This is a genomic window from Demequina lignilytica (genome assembly GCF_030418375.1).
GTDB classification, from domain to species: Bacteria; Actinomycetota; Actinomycetes; order Actinomycetales; family Demequinaceae; genus Demequina; species Demequina lignilytica.
Genome location: NZ_JAUHPZ010000006.1, coordinates 126735 through 144301, shown reverse-complemented (window position 1 = coordinate 144301; position 17567 = coordinate 126735). Strand labels below are relative to the sequence as shown.

At 74.0% G+C, this 17567-nt stretch carries 16 protein-coding genes; 8 read left to right on the top strand and 8 right to left on the bottom strand.

Going from position 1 to position 17567, the window contains the following annotated elements; translation table 11 throughout:
• Positions 1–240 precede the first annotated feature (240 nt).
• The 6 genes from QQX13_RS10205 to QQX13_RS10180 all read right to left on the bottom strand — a co-directional run bounded on the left by QQX13_RS10205 (position 241) and on the right by QQX13_RS10180 (position 7398).
• On the bottom strand, positions 241–1347 hold the full coding sequence (locus QQX13_RS10205; RefSeq protein WP_301153337.1) for a class I SAM-dependent methyltransferase: 1107 nt from the start codon (positions 1345–1347) through the stop codon (positions 241–243).
• Between the two features lie 145 nt (positions 1348–1492).
• Positions 1493–2113: a hypothetical protein gene (locus QQX13_RS10200; protein ID WP_301153336.1), complete on the bottom strand. Its 621-nt coding sequence runs from the start codon at positions 2111–2113 to the stop codon at positions 1493–1495.
• Between the two features lie 174 nt (positions 2114–2287).
• Positions 2288–5299, bottom strand: a complete 3012-nt coding sequence (locus tag QQX13_RS10195) for an AAA family ATPase (protein WP_301153334.1) — start codon at positions 5297–5299, stop codon at positions 2288–2290.
• On the bottom strand, positions 5296–6498 hold the full coding sequence (locus tag QQX13_RS10190) for an exonuclease SbcCD subunit D (protein WP_301153332.1): 1203 nt from the start codon (positions 6496–6498) through the stop codon (positions 5296–5298). The genes QQX13_RS10195 and QQX13_RS10190 overlap by 4 nt, the downstream gene beginning before the upstream one ends.
• Positions 6499–6537: 39 nt before the next feature.
• Positions 6538–7014 (bottom strand): CoA-binding protein, encoded by a 477-nt coding sequence (locus QQX13_RS10185; RefSeq protein ID WP_301118508.1) that lies wholly within the window; start codon positions 7012–7014, stop codon positions 6538–6540.
• A gap of 75 nt (positions 7015–7089) precedes the next feature.
• On the bottom strand, positions 7090–7398 hold the full coding sequence (locus QQX13_RS10180; protein WP_301118507.1) for a hypothetical protein: 309 nt from the start codon (positions 7396–7398) through the stop codon (positions 7090–7092).
• 114 nt (positions 7399–7512) lie between these two features.
• Between QQX13_RS10180 and QQX13_RS10175 the strand changes: the two genes are divergently transcribed.
• The 4 genes from QQX13_RS10175 to QQX13_RS10160 all read left to right on the top strand — a co-directional run bounded on the left by QQX13_RS10175 (position 7513) and on the right by QQX13_RS10160 (position 11656).
• Entirely contained in the window at positions 7513–7740 is a 228-nt protein-coding gene (locus QQX13_RS10175; protein WP_301118506.1) for a hypothetical protein, read from the top strand.
• Between the two features lie 27 nt (positions 7741–7767).
• Complete coding sequence (locus QQX13_RS10170) at positions 7768–9564, top strand: glycerol-3-phosphate dehydrogenase/oxidase (protein ID WP_301153330.1); 1797 nt, start codon at positions 7768–7770, stop codon at positions 9562–9564.
• Between the two features lie 73 nt (positions 9565–9637).
• Entirely contained in the window at positions 9638–11152 is a 1515-nt protein-coding gene (glpK, locus tag QQX13_RS10165) for a glycerol kinase GlpK (RefSeq protein ID WP_301153329.1), read from the top strand.
• 213 nt (positions 11153–11365) lie between these two features.
• A complete protein-coding gene (locus tag QQX13_RS10160; RefSeq protein WP_301118503.1) occupies positions 11366–11656 on the top strand; it encodes a hypothetical protein in 291 nt (96 codons plus the stop codon).
• Here QQX13_RS10160 and QQX13_RS10155 read toward each other — a convergent pair.
• Positions 11625–13001 carry an MFS transporter gene (locus QQX13_RS10155; protein WP_301153327.1) on the bottom strand — a complete coding sequence of 459 codons (1377 nt, stop codon included), beginning with the start codon at positions 12999–13001 and terminating at the stop codon, positions 11625–11627. The genes QQX13_RS10160 and QQX13_RS10155 overlap by 32 nt on opposite strands.
• Before the next feature lie 162 nt (positions 13002–13163).
• Between QQX13_RS10155 and QQX13_RS10150 the strand changes: the two genes are divergently transcribed.
• Genes QQX13_RS10150 through QQX13_RS10140 form a run of 3 tightly spaced genes read left to right on the top strand, consistent with a single transcriptional unit; the run spans position 13164 to position 14973 of the window.
• Positions 13164–13628, top strand: a complete 465-nt coding sequence (locus tag QQX13_RS10150) for a hypothetical protein (protein ID WP_301118501.1) — start codon at positions 13164–13166, stop codon at positions 13626–13628.
• Positions 13629–13655: 27 nt separating this feature from the next.
• Positions 13656–14168, top strand: a complete 513-nt coding sequence (locus tag QQX13_RS10145) for an aminoacyl-tRNA deacylase (RefSeq protein ID WP_301153325.1) — start codon at positions 13656–13658, stop codon at positions 14166–14168.
• A 19-nt stretch (positions 14169–14187) separates the two neighbouring features.
• Positions 14188–14973: a DUF6226 family protein gene (locus tag QQX13_RS10140; RefSeq protein WP_301118499.1), complete on the top strand. Its 786-nt coding sequence runs from the start codon at positions 14188–14190 to the stop codon at positions 14971–14973.
• 179 nt (positions 14974–15152) lie between these two features.
• On the opposite strand, the gene QQX13_RS10135 is transcribed toward QQX13_RS10140, so the two are convergent.
• Entirely contained in the window at positions 15153–15746 is a 594-nt protein-coding gene (locus tag QQX13_RS10135; protein WP_301153324.1) for a dienelactone hydrolase family protein, read from the bottom strand.
• A gap of 125 nt (positions 15747–15871) precedes the next feature.
• On the opposite strand from QQX13_RS10135, the gene QQX13_RS10130 reads away from it, so the two are divergent.
• On the top strand, positions 15872–17566 hold the full coding sequence (locus tag QQX13_RS10130; RefSeq protein ID WP_301153322.1) for a cation:proton antiporter: 1695 nt from the start codon (positions 15872–15874) through the stop codon (positions 17564–17566).
• Position 17567: the final 1 nt, after the last annotated feature.

Sequence of the window (17567 nt, the reverse complement as noted above, 5' to 3'; positions counted from 1 at the left end):
CCGATTCCACGCGCCCCCCAGCCACACGCCACAGCCCACCCACCCCACCCACCCCACCCACCCCACCCACCCCACCCAGCCCACCCACCCCACCGAGCCCGCCGAGCCCACCAAGCCGCCCCGACCCCCCGACCAATGACCCCGCCCCGACGGCGCCACCCCCCCGGGTGAGCGCCGCACAGGCATGCGTGCGGCCAGCACGGATAGGCCAGCGCGGGACGAAGGCGAGGGTGCGGGGGGCTACGCGGCGTCGCGCAGGTGCAGCCGGTAGAAACGGAAGAACGAGAAGCCGTCGATCGGCAGCACCGAGACGCTCGAGAATCCCGCCTCCCGCGCGTAGCTCGCGAGCACGGAGGGTCGCATCACCGTCCCCGTCCCCGCCGACGGCTGCGACGACATCCCGTCCGGCAGGCACACGAAGAGGCTGAAGCCGTACATGAGCCTCTCGACCTCGTCGCCGACGGACACAGGGGCGTCGCCGACCCCTTCGTCCATGACCACGACCACGCCGTCCGACTTCACGCACGCGCGGATCGCGTCGAGCACCTCCACGGGCCGGGGCATGTCGTGCAGCGCCTCGAAGATGAAGGTGCCGTCGAAAGAGGCACGGTAGTTCTCGGTGAGCTCCGCCGAATCCATCGCGACGAACTCCACCCGGCCCGCCACCCCCGCCTCGGCCGCGTTGACCCGGGCCATCTCGATCGACGGGGCGTCGATGTCGACCCCGACGATCGTCGCCCCCGGGTAGGCGTGCGCGAGGGCGATCGTCGACCACCCCGCCCCGCACGCCACGTCGACGATCCGCGCGTCCTCCCGCTCGAGCACGTCGTGGATCTCGGGCACCCCCTCGATCGCCTCGCCGAGCATCTGCTCGAACCAGGGGCGGTTCATGTCGGCCTGGGACCAGCGTGCATCGTCGCCGAGCTGCTCCCAGCTCACCCCGCGGCCTGTCCGGTAGGCGTCGAGCAACGCCGGCATCTGCGCGGCCGCCCCCGCGAGCATCCGTGCGAGCGGCGCGATGTACGCGAGCGAGCGGGTGTCGGTGAGCGCCTCGGCCGCGCCGGCGGGGAGGGCGAAGCGCATCGGCCCGTCGTCGATCGCGACGATCAGCCCCGAGGTCGCCTGCTGCTCCAGCCACTCGCGGGCGTAGCGCGGATGGGTGCCGGTGAGCCGGGCGAGGTCGTCCGCGGTGAGCGGCCCGTCCGAGGCGAGGGCGCGGTACCAGCCCAGCCGGTCGCCCAGGTGGATCGCGAGGATGTCGATCGCGCCGAGCGCTGCCGAGAACACATGCTCGGCCCAGGCATCGGCGGGAGCGGAGGCGTGCGGTGAGGGAACGTCGAGCGACATGGTGGGGACTCCTTGCCGCGGGCGCGGCCGCCCGCGTCTCTCCAGGGTCGCATCACGGGCGCGGTCGTGCAGGGTGAGCGAGGGCGGCGCCGCGGCTCGTCCGCGGGCCACGGGCCACGGGCCGCGGCCCGCCCTCGGGTCTCGGCTACCAGGCCGTGCCGGTGGCGTCGGTCGGCGTACCCTCGCCGCGCAGGGCCTCGTGGAAGAAGTCCTGGTCGTAGGGGTACGACCGGTAGAAGTCCGTGATCAGGCCCTCGTCGTCGTACGTCGTGACCGTCACCATCACCAGCTCGAACGGGTTGTCGAAGATGTTGCGGCCGTGCCACAGCCAGACCGCCCCGCTCGTGGAGCCATCGGGATCGATCCAGCTCTGCCGGAGGTCGAGCTGGGATCCGCCCGTCTCGAAGAGGTCGTACATGAGTCCGTCGGCGATCGGCTGGGGGCCGATGTAGATGTCGTCGAGGATCGCCGTCTCGGTCCAGTACGTCGACAGGTCCTCGATCATGGCCTCCGGGTCCGCGTACCGGGAGTCGTCGTCGAGCGTCGACTCGAAGCCGGCCCGAGTCGCGTCCGCGGCGTCGTATCGCGCAGCGACCGCCGCACCCTCGGCCTGCAGCTGCTCGACCTCGCTCGCCAGCGCGTCCCGCTCGCTCGTCATCGCGGCGAGATCGCGCTCGAGCTCGTCGTCGCCGGCGCTGCATCCTGCCGCTCCTGCCGCCCCGATCACGGCCATGGCGGCCCACGCCGCCACCGTGCGCGCAGACATGACGCACCTCCGTCCACTGCCCCTCCGGAGGTGTCCGGGTGCACGGGCGAACGGGCATCGTTCAGCGTCCTGTGTTCATCTCCAGGCTACGCCGAGGCCTCTCCGGCGGCAGGGCGGGGCGAGGCGCGCCGGGGCGGCGGTGGGCAGGGCCAACCGGGCCGGGCGCGGGCATCCTCACCCGTCGCCGAGCACCACCGCCACCGAGCTGGATCCGTCGCCCGACTTGACCACCTCGAGCTTGGCCGGGATGGCCTCCTTCATGGTCTCCACGTGGGAGATGAGGCCGACCGTGCGGCCCGCGTCACGCAGGTCGTCGAGCGTCGACATGGCGACCTCGAGGGTGTCCTCGTCGAGCGAGCCGAAGCCCTCGTCGATGAAGATCGTGTCGAGCTGGATGCCGCCCGCCGCCGACGTCACCGTCTCCGCGAGCCCGAGCGCCAGCGCGAGCGAGGCGAGGAACGTCTCGCCGCCCGACAACGACCGCGTCGACCGCGACCGGCCCGTGTGCGCGTCCGCGATGGTGAGCTCGAGGCCGGTCTGCTTGTTCCGGAACTGCGCGCTGTCGTCGTACTCGAGCAGGTACTGGCCGCTCGACATGGTGGTGAGCCGAGCGTTCGCCGCCGCCACGATCTCCTCCAGCCGCGCCGCGAGCACGAAGCTCTCGAGCCGCATCCGCCGCTCGTTGGGCTCCTTGCCCTCGAGGGTGTTGGCGAGGGTGTCGACCGCCTGGTGCCGCTCGCGCGCCTCCGCCGTGGACGCCGCCTTCACCGCGTGGTTCTCCGCGAGCCGGGTGAACTGGCCCACCGCCGACGCGGCGTCGGACGATGCGCGGGCCGCCTCCTTCGCGCCCGCGTCCGCCTCCGCGGCGGCCGCCTCGAGCGCGACCAGGTCCGCGACCTCCTCCGGCAACGGCACCGACTCGAGCTCCGCGACCACGGCACGCGCCCCGCTGAGGTCCGCCTCGTGCTGCTCGATGCGCGCCGCGAGCGCGTCCATCTCGGTTCGGGGGAGCAGCGCCGCCCGCACCGCCTCGAGGTCGCCCAGCCCCGTCGCCGCGGCCGCCCGTTCCACCGCCCCGCGTGCCTCCTCGGCGGACGCCCGCGACGAACCGAGCGCCTCCGACGCGCCGGCCACGGCGTCGACCAGGCCGCGCGCCGACTCCAGCGCGGCTGCACGGGCCGCGACCGACGCGTGCTCGCCCCGCCCGCGCGCGATCGTCTCGCCCGCCGCCGCCACCGCCGCGGCCGCCTGGGTGGCCCGCGCCTGGGCGGCCTCGACCGCCGCGCCGCGCTCCTCGATCAACCGGCCCAGCCGCTCCCGCTCCGCGCCGAGCGCCTCGAGCTCAGACTCCAGCGCCGACTTGCGACCCGCCGCGGCCTTCGCCCCGTCGCGCGCCTCGACCGCGGCCGTGAGCGCCGCCGTGACCTCCTCGCGCGACCGTCCGCCGGCCTCCGCCTGCGCCACCTCGAGCGCCGTGGCCGCCGCCGCGGCCCTGTCCTGGAACTCCTCGAACTCCTTGACGATCCGGTCCGCGAAGGCCCGCGCCTCCTCGACCGCCTCGTCCGTGACGTGCGCGTCCGTGGGCTGCGCTGGGTAGGGGTGCGACGTCGAGCCGCACACCGCGCATGGCTTGCCCTCCTCGAGCGCCCCCGCCAGCACGGCGGCCTGCGACTTGAGCCGCAGCCGCAGCAGCGCATCGTGCCGGTCGACCGCCCCGAGCCGCCGCGCCGAGGCCGTCGCCTCCTGCTCCCGCGCCGCCTGCAGCGTCGCCTGGGCGGCGTCGATGCGCTCGTGCGCCGTCGCCGCCTTCTCCTCGCGCGCGACCGCATCCTCGAGGTCCGCGAGCCTGGCTGCCGCCGCGGTGGCCCCGTCGAGCTCGGTGCGCAGCGCCTGCTCCCGCGCCGGCAGCGCCGCCAGCTGCTCCTGGGCATGCGACCGTGCCTCCCGCGCCGCCTCCAGGCCGCCTTCGGCCTGCTCGCGCGCCTGCTCCAGCGAGGCGAGCCTGCCCTCGGCCTCCAGCGCCTCCGCGAGCGAGCCGCGCTCCGACGCGAGCTCGGACGTCCGCGCCCGCAGGGCCTCGACGGACGCCTGCGAGAGATCGCCCGACGCCCCGGGCCACGCCAGGCCCGCCACCTCCGCCGACCGCAGCGACACCAGCGCCGCGTCCCGCCGCTCCGTCGCCGACGCGAGCCGTGCCTCGGCGCCCTGCGACGCCTCCATCGCGGAGGACACCGGCGCCGCCCGGCGTGCGCGATCCAGCCGGGACCGGTCCTCCGCGTGCTCCTCGGACCGCGCCTCGAGCGCCCCGACCTTGTCCCGTGCGTCCGTGAGGCGGCGTCGCTGCGCCTCGACCCCGCGCGCCTCCGCCAGTGTCGCCTTGGCCGCGTCGGCCCCCTGCGCCGCCGATGCCGCCGCCCCCGCGAGCCGCGCGGCCAGGCCCGTGAGCGACTGGACGGTCGCGGCGAACCACGCCTCGCGCTCCGCCGGTGCCGGCGCGGCGATCTCCTCGGGCGACGCCGCGGCCGCCACCGCCACCGCGCCCGAGACCAGCACCTCGAGCTCCGCGTCGGCCGCCTCGAGCGCCCGCGCCCGCAGCCGCGCGATGTCCCGCAGGTGCGTGGTCAGCTCCTCGAACCGCTGCGTGCCGAACAGCGACCGCAGCAGCCGCAGCCGGCTGTCCGTGCCGGCCTGCAGGAACTCCGCGAACCGTCCCTGCGCGAGCAGGATCACCTGGAGGAACTGCTCCGGCGTGAGCTGCATGATGCGCGCGATCTCCTGGCCGGCCTCGCGCGGCTTCATCGCGAGCGCCTCCCAGTCCTCACCGCGGCGCACCCACAGCTGCGCCTCCGCGGGCTGCACCGTGGTGCCCTCGCCGCGCTGCTTCACCCGCTCGTAGTCGGGGCTGCGGCGGATCCGGTACGTCTCGGTTCCGACCTCGAAGTCGAGCACCACCTCGGTCGGGTCCTCCTCGCCGCAGAAGTGGCTGCGGATGGACTTCTCCGTGCCGGCGTAGCGCGGCACGTCGCCGTAGAGGGCGAACGTGATCGCGTCGAGGATGGTCGACTTGCCGGCGCCGGTCCTCCCGGAGATGACGAACAGCCCCTCCGCGTCGAACGCGCGGAAGTCGACCGTCTGGCGTGCGAGGTACGGTCCGAATCCCTCGATCTCGAGGCGCAGCGCCTTCATCGCGTCGCCTCCTTCGCATCGAGGGCCTGCAGGCTGTCCGCGAGCAGATCCTGCTCCTCGGGAGACGCCCCGTGACCGTTGCGCGTGAAGCCGAGGAACGCCTCGATCAGCTCCGCGTCCGACTTGCCGCGGGTGCGGTCCGCGTAGGTCTCCCGGGCGTGGGCGGCGACCGTGGAGGGACGATGCGCGAGTGTCACCGCGTGCGGGAACTTCTCCTGGGCGCGGCGCATGGCGTCGCGGGGGCGCAGGTCGTCGGTGAGCACGATGTCGACCCAGGCGTCCCGGTCCTCCTCATGGACGCCGGGGGACAGCAGGTGATCGAGCGTGCCGGTGAGCCGGACCGCGCGCCGCGGGGTCGGCAGCTCGAGCCACTCGACGCCCTCGAGCCCCGCCGCCCCGATGTCGACCAGCCACGCCCCCTTGGCCGAGCTCAGCTCGCCGAAGCTGAACCTGAGCGGCGCGCCCGAGTACCGCAGGTCCTCGCGGAGCGTCGCGCGCGAGTGGATGTGGCCCAGCGCCGTGTACGCCGGGCCCTGGAACACGCCCGGCGGCACGATGTCGAGGCCGCCCCGCGTGATGTCGCGCTCCTCCGAGCGTCCCGTGGACTCGGTGGTCTCGTGCACCTCCCGGCCCCCGCCGCCCGCCTCGCCCGAGGCGAAGCAGTGCGATGCCACGACGTAGCGAGCGCCCTCGCCGCCCCGGGTCCGCGCATCGTCCCGGATGAGGTCCATCGCGAAGCTCAGCGCCGCCTCGTGGGTGCGGCCGTCGAAGTCCTCGAAGGCGCCGCGGAGGAACTCCGGGTGCACGTACGGGATGCCGTAGACGAACACGTCGCCGTGTGCGTCGGGCACGGCGACCGGGACCGCGAGACGCCTCAGGTCCGCCAGGACGTGGACGCCGCCGAAGGCCGCGAACTCGGCGAGGTGTCCCAGCCGCGCCGGGCCGTCGTGGTTGCCCGACGTGAGCACCACCTGCGCGCCCGCCGACCGGATCGCGCGCACCGCGCTGTTGAGCATGGTGAACGCCTCGGCCTTCGGGGTCGAGGAGTCGAAGACGTCGCCCGCGACGATCACCACGTCGACGTGGTGGTCCCTCACCGCCTGGGCGATCGCGGCGAGCACCTGCGCGAGGTGATCGTCCGTCGAATGACCGTGAAACGTGCGTCCGATGTGCCAATCGGACGTGTGCAGTGCCCTCATGATTCGAACCTAGCGGCACCGGGGGACAGGCAGTAGGGGTTAGACCTCCTTGGGCACCTTGCGGGTCCAGGTGAGCATGCGGCACATCGTCTGGTGCGCGCCGTCCGCCGTGTCGCCGAACATGAGCGGGCACCCCCCGTCGATCACCGTCATCCCGTGCTCGCGCCCCCACGTCACGGCGTCCTTGTCCACGGATCCCGAGCCGAAGGCCCGGTGCATCCACACCTCGGAGATCCCGAGCTCGGCGGCCTCCTTGACCGTGCCCAGCGCATGCGCGGGACGGGTGCCGATCACGACGGCCTCGACCCCGCCCGGGACCGCGGACAGCGTCGGGTAGGCGGTGTCGCCCTCGACCGTGGGGGAGTTCGGGTTGATCGCGAAGGCCTCGTAGCCCTTCTCCTTGAGGCGCTGGTACACCGCGTTCGAGCCGTGTCCCTCGGGATGCGAGGAGACACCCGTGACGGCGATGCGGTGGTGGGCGAGGAAGTGGTCCGCGGCGTCCTTGATGCTGGTCATGGCGCGCTCCTTGGATTGTCGAGCGGGGACCCGTCTTCCATGGTCGCGCGACGGGCTGCCGGCGGCAACCGGTGGTCAGTCGCGCGGCTCTCGCACACGCAGCCGGTCGGCGGCCAGAGCCGTGTTGTGCTGGATGCGGAACAGCGTGTGGACGCCGATCATCACCGGGATGCACGCGATGGCCCCGATGACGAGGCCGCCCATGAACGCCGGCCAGCCGTAGCCGGGCTCGAGGGGCTCCCCGGTGGTCCTGTCGACGGTCTGATAGGGGAACAGGACGCCGAAAGCGACGGCGGTGGCGACGGTCGCCGCCGCACACCACACCCACATCCAGATCCGGTAGTCCGAGAAGTCGCGCGCGGAGTCCGCCGACGGGTTCGCCATGGGCTGACGGTAGCGCCGCCCGCACTCTCCCGCATTCCCCACAAATGGGGATACCGGCGATGACGGCGTCATGGAAGGCTGGCCGCAGTCCCGCCCGCCGCTCCAGGAGCCTTCATGTCCGTCGCCCTCCGCACCACGATCGCGGTGGCCGCGATCACCGTCGTCGCCGTCGTGTTCGGCGTCGTGCTCGACCTGTTCATCCGCATCGCGCCCTTCCACGGCCCCAGCGAGATCGCGACCCAGCTCGCGATCGCGGCCGTGGTGCCGCTGTGGGCCTACGCCGTACGGTCCGTGATCCTCGCCGCGGTGCGCGACCGTGACCGCGAGCCGTCGTTGCGCTAGGCGCGCGAGCCGGGTGACGATGGTCGCGTGAGCGCACGCCGAACGCGGGCAGCGACCGGGCCCCGCCCGGCCGTCGCGTCCCTGCGCGACCGTCCCTCCTGCGACGTCCTGATCATCGGCGGCGGCGTCAACGGCGTCGCGACCTTCCGCGACCTCGCCCTGCAGGGCGTCGACGTCACCCTGATCGACCGCGGCGACCTCGCCGCCGCGACCTCCGCGGCGAGCTCCCGGATGATCCACGGCGGACTCCGCTACCTGGAGAACGGCGAGTTCCGGCTGGTCCGCGAGGCCGTCGCCGAGCGCAACGACCTGCTCGCCACCGCCCCCCACCACGTCCGGCCCCTGCCGACGACGGTCCCGATCCGCACCACGTGGGCGGGCCTCGCCGGCGCCCCTCGCCGCTTCCTCACCGGCCACGGCCCCGCGCGCCGCGCCCCGCGCGGCGTCGCCCTCATCGAGCTGGGCCTGCGTCTGTACGACTCCTACTCCCACGCCGGGCGGGCGGCCGACGGCACGGGCGTCCCGCGGCATCGCCTCGCCGGCCGCGAGCAGACCCGCCGCGAGCTGCCCGACCTCCACCCCGCGACCCGCTGGACCGCCACCTACTACGACGCCTGCGTACGGGCGCCCGAACGGCTGGTCCTCGAGATGGCCCTCGACGCTCTCGCCGCGAACCCGCGCGCTCGGGTGGCGACCTACGCCGCCGCGGTCGGGATGGACGGCGGCGACGTGGCCGTCGAGGACCTCCTCACCGGCATGCGCGTGCCGGTCGCGGCGCGCGTCGTGGTGAACGCGACCGGTCCCTGGGTGGACCTCACCCAGGAGGCCCTCGGCGAGCACACCGCGTGGCTCGGCGGCACCAAGGGCTCGCACCTGGTGCTGGACAACCCCGCGCTGCTCGCGGCCTGCGCGGGCCGGGAGATCTTCTTCGAGAACGAGGACGGCCGGATCGTCCTGGTCTACCCGCAGCACGGCCGCGTGATCGTCGGCACCAGCGACCTGCCCGCCGACCCGCGCGAGCCCGCCCGGTGCACCGAGGAGGAGGTCGACTACTTCCTCGACCTGGTCGCCCACGTGTTCCCCGACATCCCCGTGAGCCGCGCGGACATCGTCTTCCGCTACGCCGGGATCCGGCCGCTTCCGCGCGCGGATGCGGCCACCCCGGGCGAGATCCCGCGCGACTACCGGCTCGAGGACGGGACGCTGCCCGGCACCGAGGTGCCGCTCGTGACGATCGTCGGCGGCAAGTGGACCACCATGCGGGCCCTGGGGGAGCGGGCGGCGGACCGGGTGCTCGGCCTGCTCGGCGAGACGCGACGCGTCTCCACGCGCGGGCTGCCGATCGGCGGCGGCGCCGGATTCCCCGTGGACGATGCGCGGGACGGGTGGATCGACGAGCACCTGCCGGGCGTCCCGCTCGACCGCGCCCGCACCCTGCTCGACCGCTACGGCACCCGCGCCGTCGAGGTCGCGGCGGCCGAGTCGGTGCCCGGCGGAATGTGGGCACGCCTGTGGGGAGCCGACCCGGGCGCGCGGCTCGCGGACGCCCCCGACGTCACGCGCGGCGAGATCGCCTGGATCGCCCGTCACGAGCGGGTCGCACGGCTCGCCGACGTGGTCCTGCGCCGCACCACCCTCGCGTTCGAGGGGCGCGTCACGGAGGCGCTCCTCGACGACCTCGCGGACGTCGTGGGCGAGGAGCTCGGCTGGACCCGACGCCGGCGTCGCGCGGAGGTCGACGCCGTGCGCGCGATCCTGGGCGAGACGCACGGCGTGGAGGTCGCGCGCGGACGCGCCGGGGCGGGTCCGCGCCGACCGCGGTGACGCCCGCGCGACGGTGCGCCGCGCATCGTCCCTCCCGCCCGGGTAGCGTGGTTCTACCAGGCAAGGAGGTCCCGTGACCCGCTACGTCATCGCGATCGACCAGGGCACCACGTCGACGCGTGCGATCGTGTTCGACCACGCCGGAGAGATCGTGTCCCGCGGCCAGCTCGAGCATCGGCAGATCCTGCCGCAGGCCGGATGGATCGAGCACGACCCCGAGGAGATCTGGCGCAACACCCGCCGCTGCATCGCGGAGGCGCTCGCGCAGGCGGACATCACGCGCCTCGATCTCGCGGCGGTCGGCATCACCAACCAGCGCGAGACCACCATGGTCTGGGACCGCGCCACCGGCGAGCCGGTCGCGAACGCGATCGTGTGGCAGGACACCCGCACCCAGCCCATGGTCGACGCGCTCGCCGCCGACGGCGGGGTCGACCGCTTCCGCGAGATCACCGGGCTGCCGCTCGCGACTTACTTCTCGGCGACCAAGATCGCGTGGATCCTCGACAACGTGATGGGCGTGCGGGAGCGGGCGGAGGCGGGTGAGCTCGCGTTCGGCACCCCGGACACGTGGCTGGTATGGCGGCTGACGGGTGGGCCCGACGGCGGGCTCCACGTCACGGACGTGACCAACGCGTCCCGCACCATGCTGATGGACCTCGACACGCTCGACTGGTCGGAGGAGATGCTCGAGGTGTTCGGGATCCCGCGGGCGATGCTGCCGGAGATCCGCTCGAGCTCCGAGGTCTACGGCGTGGTCGGCGGCCAGTCGCTGCTGCGCGACGTGCCCATCGCGGGGATCCTGGGCGACCAGCACGCCGCGATGTTCGGGCAGGTCGCCTTCGAGCCTGGTGAGTCGAAGGGCACGTACGGCACCGGCACCTTCCTGCTGGTCCACACGGGCGAGACCCGCGTGCGCAGCGAGCACGGGCTCATCACCACGCTCGCCTACCGGATCGGCGACGCGCCGGCCCAGTACGCGCTCGAGGGGTCGATCGCCGTGACCGGTGCCCTGGTGCAGTGGCTGCGCGACAACCTCGGGTCCATCCGCTCCGCCGAGGAGATCGAGGAGCTGGCGGCGAGCGTGCCCGACAACGGCGGCGCGTACTTCGTGCCCGCGTTCTCCGGGCTGTTCGCCCCGTACTGGCGTCCCGACGCCCGGGGTGCCGTGGTCGGGCTCACGCAGTACGTCACCAAGGCCCACCTCGCACGCGCCGTGCTCGAGGCGACCGCGTTCCAGACCAAGGATGTGGTGGTCGCGGGCGAGGCCGACGCGGGGGTGCCCATGCGCGCCCTCAACGTCGATGGGGGCATGACCTCGAACGCGCTCCTGATGCAGCTCCTCGCCGACGTGCTCCAGGTCGACGTGGTGCGGCCCGTGGTCGCCGAGACCACCGCGCTCGGCGCGGCCTACGCGGCCGGCCTCGCGGTGGGGTACTGGGACTCGCTCGACGACCTGCGGGACAACTGGCGCGAGGGCCGCCGGTGGAGCCCGGCGATGGACCCGGCGGAGGCGGCGCGGCTGCACCGCAACTGGCTCAAGGCGGTCGCCCGCACGCTGGACTGGGTCGACGACGACGTGCGGTGAGACCCCGCCGGGCTTGACCCAACGTTTCCCTCGTTTGCGACGTCTTTGTTGACAGTTGGAATAGATGACCCCCTGCTCCGGTTGCACCAGCCAGCAAAAGGGAGTCCCATGAGAGGGGGGTAAATCATGACAGTTCCGCACATTTCGGCACCGACCTGGACCCTGCGCCACGGTCGTGTGCTCGCGCCTCAGAACGCCGGAGTTTCCCGTTCCTTGACCGGCGCCGTCGCGGAGCGGTTCCGCCGGATCGCGTGGATCGACGTCGCGATCCAGCTGGTGGTAGGCGGCGCGATGATCGCGCTGCTGTGGGCCTTCGCCGTGAGCGGGCTGTTCCAGCGCGGCGTGGTCTCCTTCAGCGAGTGGTACGCGTCGGACGTCACCCCGATCTTCGCGGTCGGCTCGACCGCGGTGCTGACCGGCACCGACTTCAGCGAGGGCGTGTTCGGCATCGACCCGACGGCCCCCGCCACGCTCAGCTCGTCCGTGATCGCCGCGGCGTCCTGACCGACGCCCGGGCGGACCGGCGGCGCTCGCGGCGCAGCCGCTCGAGCAGCCCCCAGGGGCGCACGGTGAGCACCACCAGGAATGCGGCGCCCGACAGCGCCACGCTCGCGGCGGGCAGCCAGCCCGGCCCGTAGGCCGCGAGGATCGCCCCGCCCGCGATCGGCCCCAGCATGTTGCCCACGTTGTACAGGGACTGGTAGCCCGCCATCAGCACGTCGGTGCGGCCGGGAGCGTGACGCATCGCCCAGTTGACGTGCGCGGGCACCGCCACCGCCCAGGCGAAGCCCTGGAGCACCAGCAGCGCGAGCGTCGCCGGCACGTTCGATCCGGCCACCGCGAGGCCGGCGAACATGCTCACCAGCAGCGCGAGTCCCACGACCGCGGACCGCACCGGCCAGCGGTCCAGGTATCGGCCCACGAACGCCGTGGTGATGGTGCCCACCACGCCGCCGAGGGCGAGGAGCGCGGGCACCGTCGCCTGCCCGAAGCCCGTCACGCGGACCAGGAACGGCGAGATGAAGGTCCACGTCACCGCCATCGAGCCCACCGCGAGCGCGATCGACACCAGCACGCGGACGTACATCGCGCGCGACGGCAGCTCGCCGCGCGCCGCCGTGCCCTCCTCGGCGCGGAAGCCGGGCATGAGGATCGCCAGCGCCGCGAGGAGGGCGACCGCGGCCGCCACCAGCACCCAGTACGGAGCGTGCCAGCCGACCTGCTGCGCCAGCCAGGTCGAGGCCGGCAGGCCGATCACGCCGGCGCCCGAGCCTCCCAGCAGCAGCCGCGACACCATCCGCCCCCGCACCGCCTGGGGGAACATCCCGGCGGCGGCCGGCGTGACCACCGCCCAGAACAGCGCGTGCGCCAGCGCGGACACGCCGCGCCCGGCGACCAGCTGGCCGAACGAGTCCGCCGTCGCGGACACGGCGAGGCCGCCGGCGAAGACCGTGAGCGCCATCAGCAGCGCCGTCCGGGGGCGCAGCCGCTTCACGGCGAACGCGAGCGGCACCGACCCGACCACGACCACCAGCGCCTGCACGGTGATGAGGAGCCCCACCGTCGACTCCGCGACCCCGAGCCCCTCGGCCATCGGCGTCATGAGCCCGAGAGGCAGCACCTCCGCGGTGACGAAGGCGAAGGCGGAGAGCGCGAGCACCAGGAGGGCCGCGAGCGCGCGCCCGCGCGGCACCGGGGGAGCGGTTCCCTCGCCGCGCGCCGGGACCTCCGCGGGCACCACGGCGACCTCGCCTGCGACGGGGTAGGAGACGGCTCCGGTGAACAGCTCCGGGGCCTCGTCGGGGTCGACGGAGGCGCGCGCGGGCTCACGCGGTTCGGTGGGGGTCACGGCGGTCCGATCACGAGGATGACTGGCGTTGCGCCCATGCTCCCACGCGCCGCCCGAGGGTGGGGACGCCGGAGGTCCCGGCCGCCGCATCGTCCGGTCCCCGGCAGGGACGATGCGCGGAGTACGTTGGGGGAGAGGAGCCGACCCCGAGGAGGAACGTCGATGTTCACCGGACTCACCCCCGAGCTGTGCGCCCAGGCCTGGGACCTGGTGCGGCCGGCGATCTTCCGCGCGGCGGACACCCGCGTGATCCGCGGCGCCGTGGGCGACCTCGTGGTGCTGGACCCCGCGCGTCGCGACGGCACGGTGCTGTGGACCGGCAGCATCGGCGACACGGAGACCAAGACCTACGGCTACGCGGTCGCGAAGGCGAAGGTGGCCGAGCGCACCGGCGTCGACACGTCGCGGCTCCGGACCGACCAGCCGCACCTGTACACGGCTGGCGACATCGTCTACCCGGGAGGGATCGTGCGGCACGGGCTCGTGGTCGCCTTCTCCGGGGTCGAGGGCGAGGCCGACGAGATGATCGCCGAGTGGTTCGTCTCGGCCGTGCGCGGCGTCGCCCGGCTCGCCTTCGCGGGTCCGCACGGGCCGGATGCCCGCGGCATCCGCCACATCGGGGAGTAACCGCGTCCCGCCGGGCGTTCACCGCGCATGACCGACGCTCCCGACACCCCCGCCACGCGCGCGCTCGCCGCGTCCGGCATCGACCACGCCGTCACCGTCCACGGGCCCGTGCGCTCCCTCGAGGAGGCCGCCGCCGCCCGCGGGCTCGAGCCGTGGCAGATCCTCAAGACGCTCGTGGTGCGGCGCGGCGACGGCGACTTCCTCATGGTGCTGGTGCCCGGCGACCGGGAGATCAGCTGGCCCAAGCTGCGGGAGCTGCTCGGCGTGAGCCGCCTGTCCATGCCCGACAAGGACGTGGCGCGCGACGTCACCGGCTACGAGCGCGGCACCATCACGCCGTTCGGCGCGGAGCCCGACCCGGCGACGAGGCGGCCGTGGCCGGTCATCGCCGACGCGCTCGTGGTCGACCGGCCCGGACCCGTGTCCATCGGGGGCGGCGCCCACGGCGTCGCCGCCACCGTGGAGCCGGCGGCCCTGGTCGCCACGCTCGAGGCGACGGTCGCCGACGTCACCGAGCCGATCACCCCGCGAACCACGTGATGCGGCTACCCTGACCTCCGTGTACGTGCGTCCGGAGCTGCCCGCGACCGTCTTCGTCGACGCCGCCGGCGAGCCGATCCCGTACGGCGACCGATGGGGGATCGACGGCCCGCCCGAGCGCACCTACTCCCGCACCCGCCACCCCGAGCGGTTCGAGCCGCTCATCGCGGTGTCGCGCGCGCTGGTCGACCACCTCGAGGCGACCTACGACGTCGACGTCGAGGTGACCGAGGGCCTGCCCGACGACGCCCCCGACACGATCCGCGACTTCGAGCACGGCCAGGTGCGGGTGGTGCGCACCACGACCGTGGTGCCGCGCCATGGGCTCTGCGCGCCGCTGGTGATCGCCGAGACGAGCTTCCCGTCGGTCCTGGTCGCGATGGGCGCCGCGGGTCTGGAGCGCGCGCCGGCCTGCGGCTGCGACGCCTGCGACGAGTCCCTCGAGGCGTCCGCCGAAGAGCTCGAGAACCTGATCTTCGCGGTGGCGAAGGGCCGCTACCAGGAGCGGTACAGCTGGACCGAGGGCATCGAGATCGTCGTCGGCGCCGACCAGGGCGCCCGCTGGTCGCGTACCCCGCGCCAGGCGGCCGACAAGGAGCGCGTCGACGCCCTCAAGCAGAGCCAGCGCCTGCGCCACGGCGAGCGCTGGATGCCGTGGCCGGCGCGACGGGACGATGCGGCGGGCACGTGGGACGACGCGGTGGACGAGTCCCGGCGACGGTCGCGCCTGGCTGCGAGGTCCGGCCACGAGGCCGCCGTCGAGCAGGCGATCGAGCGGATCAGGCGGCGCCTGCGGGCGTCCTGATCGCGCCTTTCGCGACGCGCCCGCGCCCCGGAGGGGGCTGACGGGGTCGGGTGCCCCTCCTCACGCCCGACCCCGGCCCCTCAGGATCTCCGCCCCACAGCGGGCGGAACCTCAGCCGCATGCGCGCGAGCGCACCCCGCCAGTATGCGCCGGGCCCGCGCCCGCCGCGACCGCAGCCGTCAGGCGGGGCGGCGCGAGAGCAGGTGCTCGTCGATGTCCGCGAGCCAGCCGGTCGCGCGCTCCTCGAAGCGGTCGGCGGCGTCGGCGTCGTACTCGGGCAGCGAGGGGTCCATGAACAGGTGACCCTTGCTCGGGTACCGGTACACCCGCGCGTGAGGCGCGTGATAGAGCAACGCGTCGATCTCGTCGGGCTCGACGTACTCGTCGGGGTCGGCGACGTGGATCTGCAGCGCGACCTCGTGCCGCCACACCCCGCCGAGGGCCGACGGCGGGAGCGCCCCGCTCACCAGCATGCAGGCCCGCATGCGTCGACGGTCCTGGGCGAGCAGCTGCGCCGGCATCGCCCCGAGCGAGAACCCCATGAGCACGTCGGCGCCGCGGTGGCGCCGCGCGAGCAGGTGGGCGGCCTCCTCGAGCGCGTCATGACCGATCGACTGCGCGTACGCCACCCCCTCGTCCGCATCGGTGAACGTCGCGCCGGCATACAGGTCGGGGGAGTGGACCACGTGCCCGGCCGCCCTCAACCGCTCCGCGAAGGCGACCAGGCCGTCGGTGAGCCCCATCGCGTGGTGGAACATGAGGATCTCGGCCATAGCCTCAGTCTTACCCTGTCGAGGTCGCGGCGCGACCCGTACGGCGTGGTCCTGGCGAACTCCCAGGGTCCGGTGGTTGGCTGGGGGCCGGACGCGACGAGGGTCGCGCGGGCGGGAGTCGGGACATGGAGATGGCGCTGGCGATCGTGGTCGCGGCGGTCGCCGCGATCGTCGCGGTCAACGCGATCGCGCCCCGGGTGAGGGTCGCGGCACCCCTGCTGCTGGTGGTTCTCGGCGTCGGCGTGAGCCTGCTCCCCGGCGTCCCGCACCTCGAGGTGGAGCCCGAGATCATCCTGCTCGGCGTCATCCCGCCCCTGCTCTACTCGGCGGCCGTGTCGCTGCCCGCGATGGAGTTCCGTCGCGACTTCGCCTCGATCTCGGGGCTGTCGGTCGTGCTCGTGCTCCTCAGCTCCGTGCTGATGGGCCTGTTCTTCTGGGTGGTCCTGCCGGAGATCGGGCTGCCGCTCGCGATCGCGCTCGGCGCCGTGGTGAGCCCCACCGACGCGGTCGCCGTGCAGATCATCAAGAAGCTCGGGGTGTCGCCGCGGGTGGTCACCGTGCTCGAGGGCGAGTCGATGCTCAACGACGCCACCGCGCTGGTGCTGGTGCGCACCGCGGTGGCGGCCGCCGGCGCGGGGATGACCTTCGGCGAGGCGCTGTGGGACTTCTCCTCCGCGGTGGTGCTCGCCGTCGTGATCGGACTGGTCGCGGGCGAGGCGAACATCCGCCTCCGGCGCGCGGTGCCCGGAGCCGCCTCCAGCACGGCCCTGTCGTTCGTCGCCCCGTGGGCCGCGGCGGTCCCGGCGGAGGCCCTGGGCGCCTCGGGCCTGGTCGCCGCGGTGGTCGCGGGACTGGTCACCGGGGTGCGCGCACCGCGGTTCCTGCGTCCCGAGGACCGGATCTCCGAACGCGCGAACTGGAAGACCGCCGAGCTGATCCTCGAGGGCGCGGTGTTCCTGGTCCTCGGGCTCGAGCTGATCGGGCTGGTCGAGGACGTCATCGAGACGCACGGCTCGCTGTGGTTCGCCGCCGGGCTCGGCCTCGCCGCCCTCGCCCTCGCGCTCGCGATCCGTGCGGGCTACATCGCGCCCCTGGTGATGGTCGCGCGGCGGCGCGTCGAGCGCGCGCAGGCCCGGCACGACCAGGCGAAGGAGCGGGCCGAGGGCGCCGGGGACCGGCTCGACACCCGTGCGCTCGCGAAGGTCAACCGGCGCCTCGAGGTGCACTCGGCCGACGTGCAGTACCTCGAGAACCGGCCCCTGCGCTGGCGGGAGGGCACGGTCCTGGTGTGGGCCGGCATGCGGGGCGCCATCACCCTGGCCGCGGCCCAGACGCTGCCCGCGGACACGCCGCTGCGCTCGACGCTGGTGCTGATCGCATTCGTGGTGGCCGCCGGCTCCCTGCTGGGCCAGGGCGTATCCCTGCCGTGGGTCGCGAAGGCCGTCGGGGTGGCGGGGGAGAGCGAGCACGACGAGCGCGAGCGCCAGGCGCTGCGCGACCTCCTGCTCGCGGAGGCCACCACCGTGCTCGACGCCCCAGACCTGGCGCGGCCGAAGGGCGGCGCCTACGACCCGGAGGTGATCGCCGCGGTGCGCCGCGCCGTGGTCCACGCCTCCGACGAGGAGTCTGAGGGCGAGGACCTGGGCGACCAGTTCCTCGAGCTCCGGCTCGCGGTCATCGCCGCGCAGCGCAGCCGCCTGCTCGCGACCCGCGCGGTCGGCACCTACGGCTCGCACGCCCTCGGGGCCGCGCTGCGCGTGCTCGACGCCGACCAGATCTCGACGCAGCTCCGGCGCGACGAGCCCGACGAGGGCGACTGAC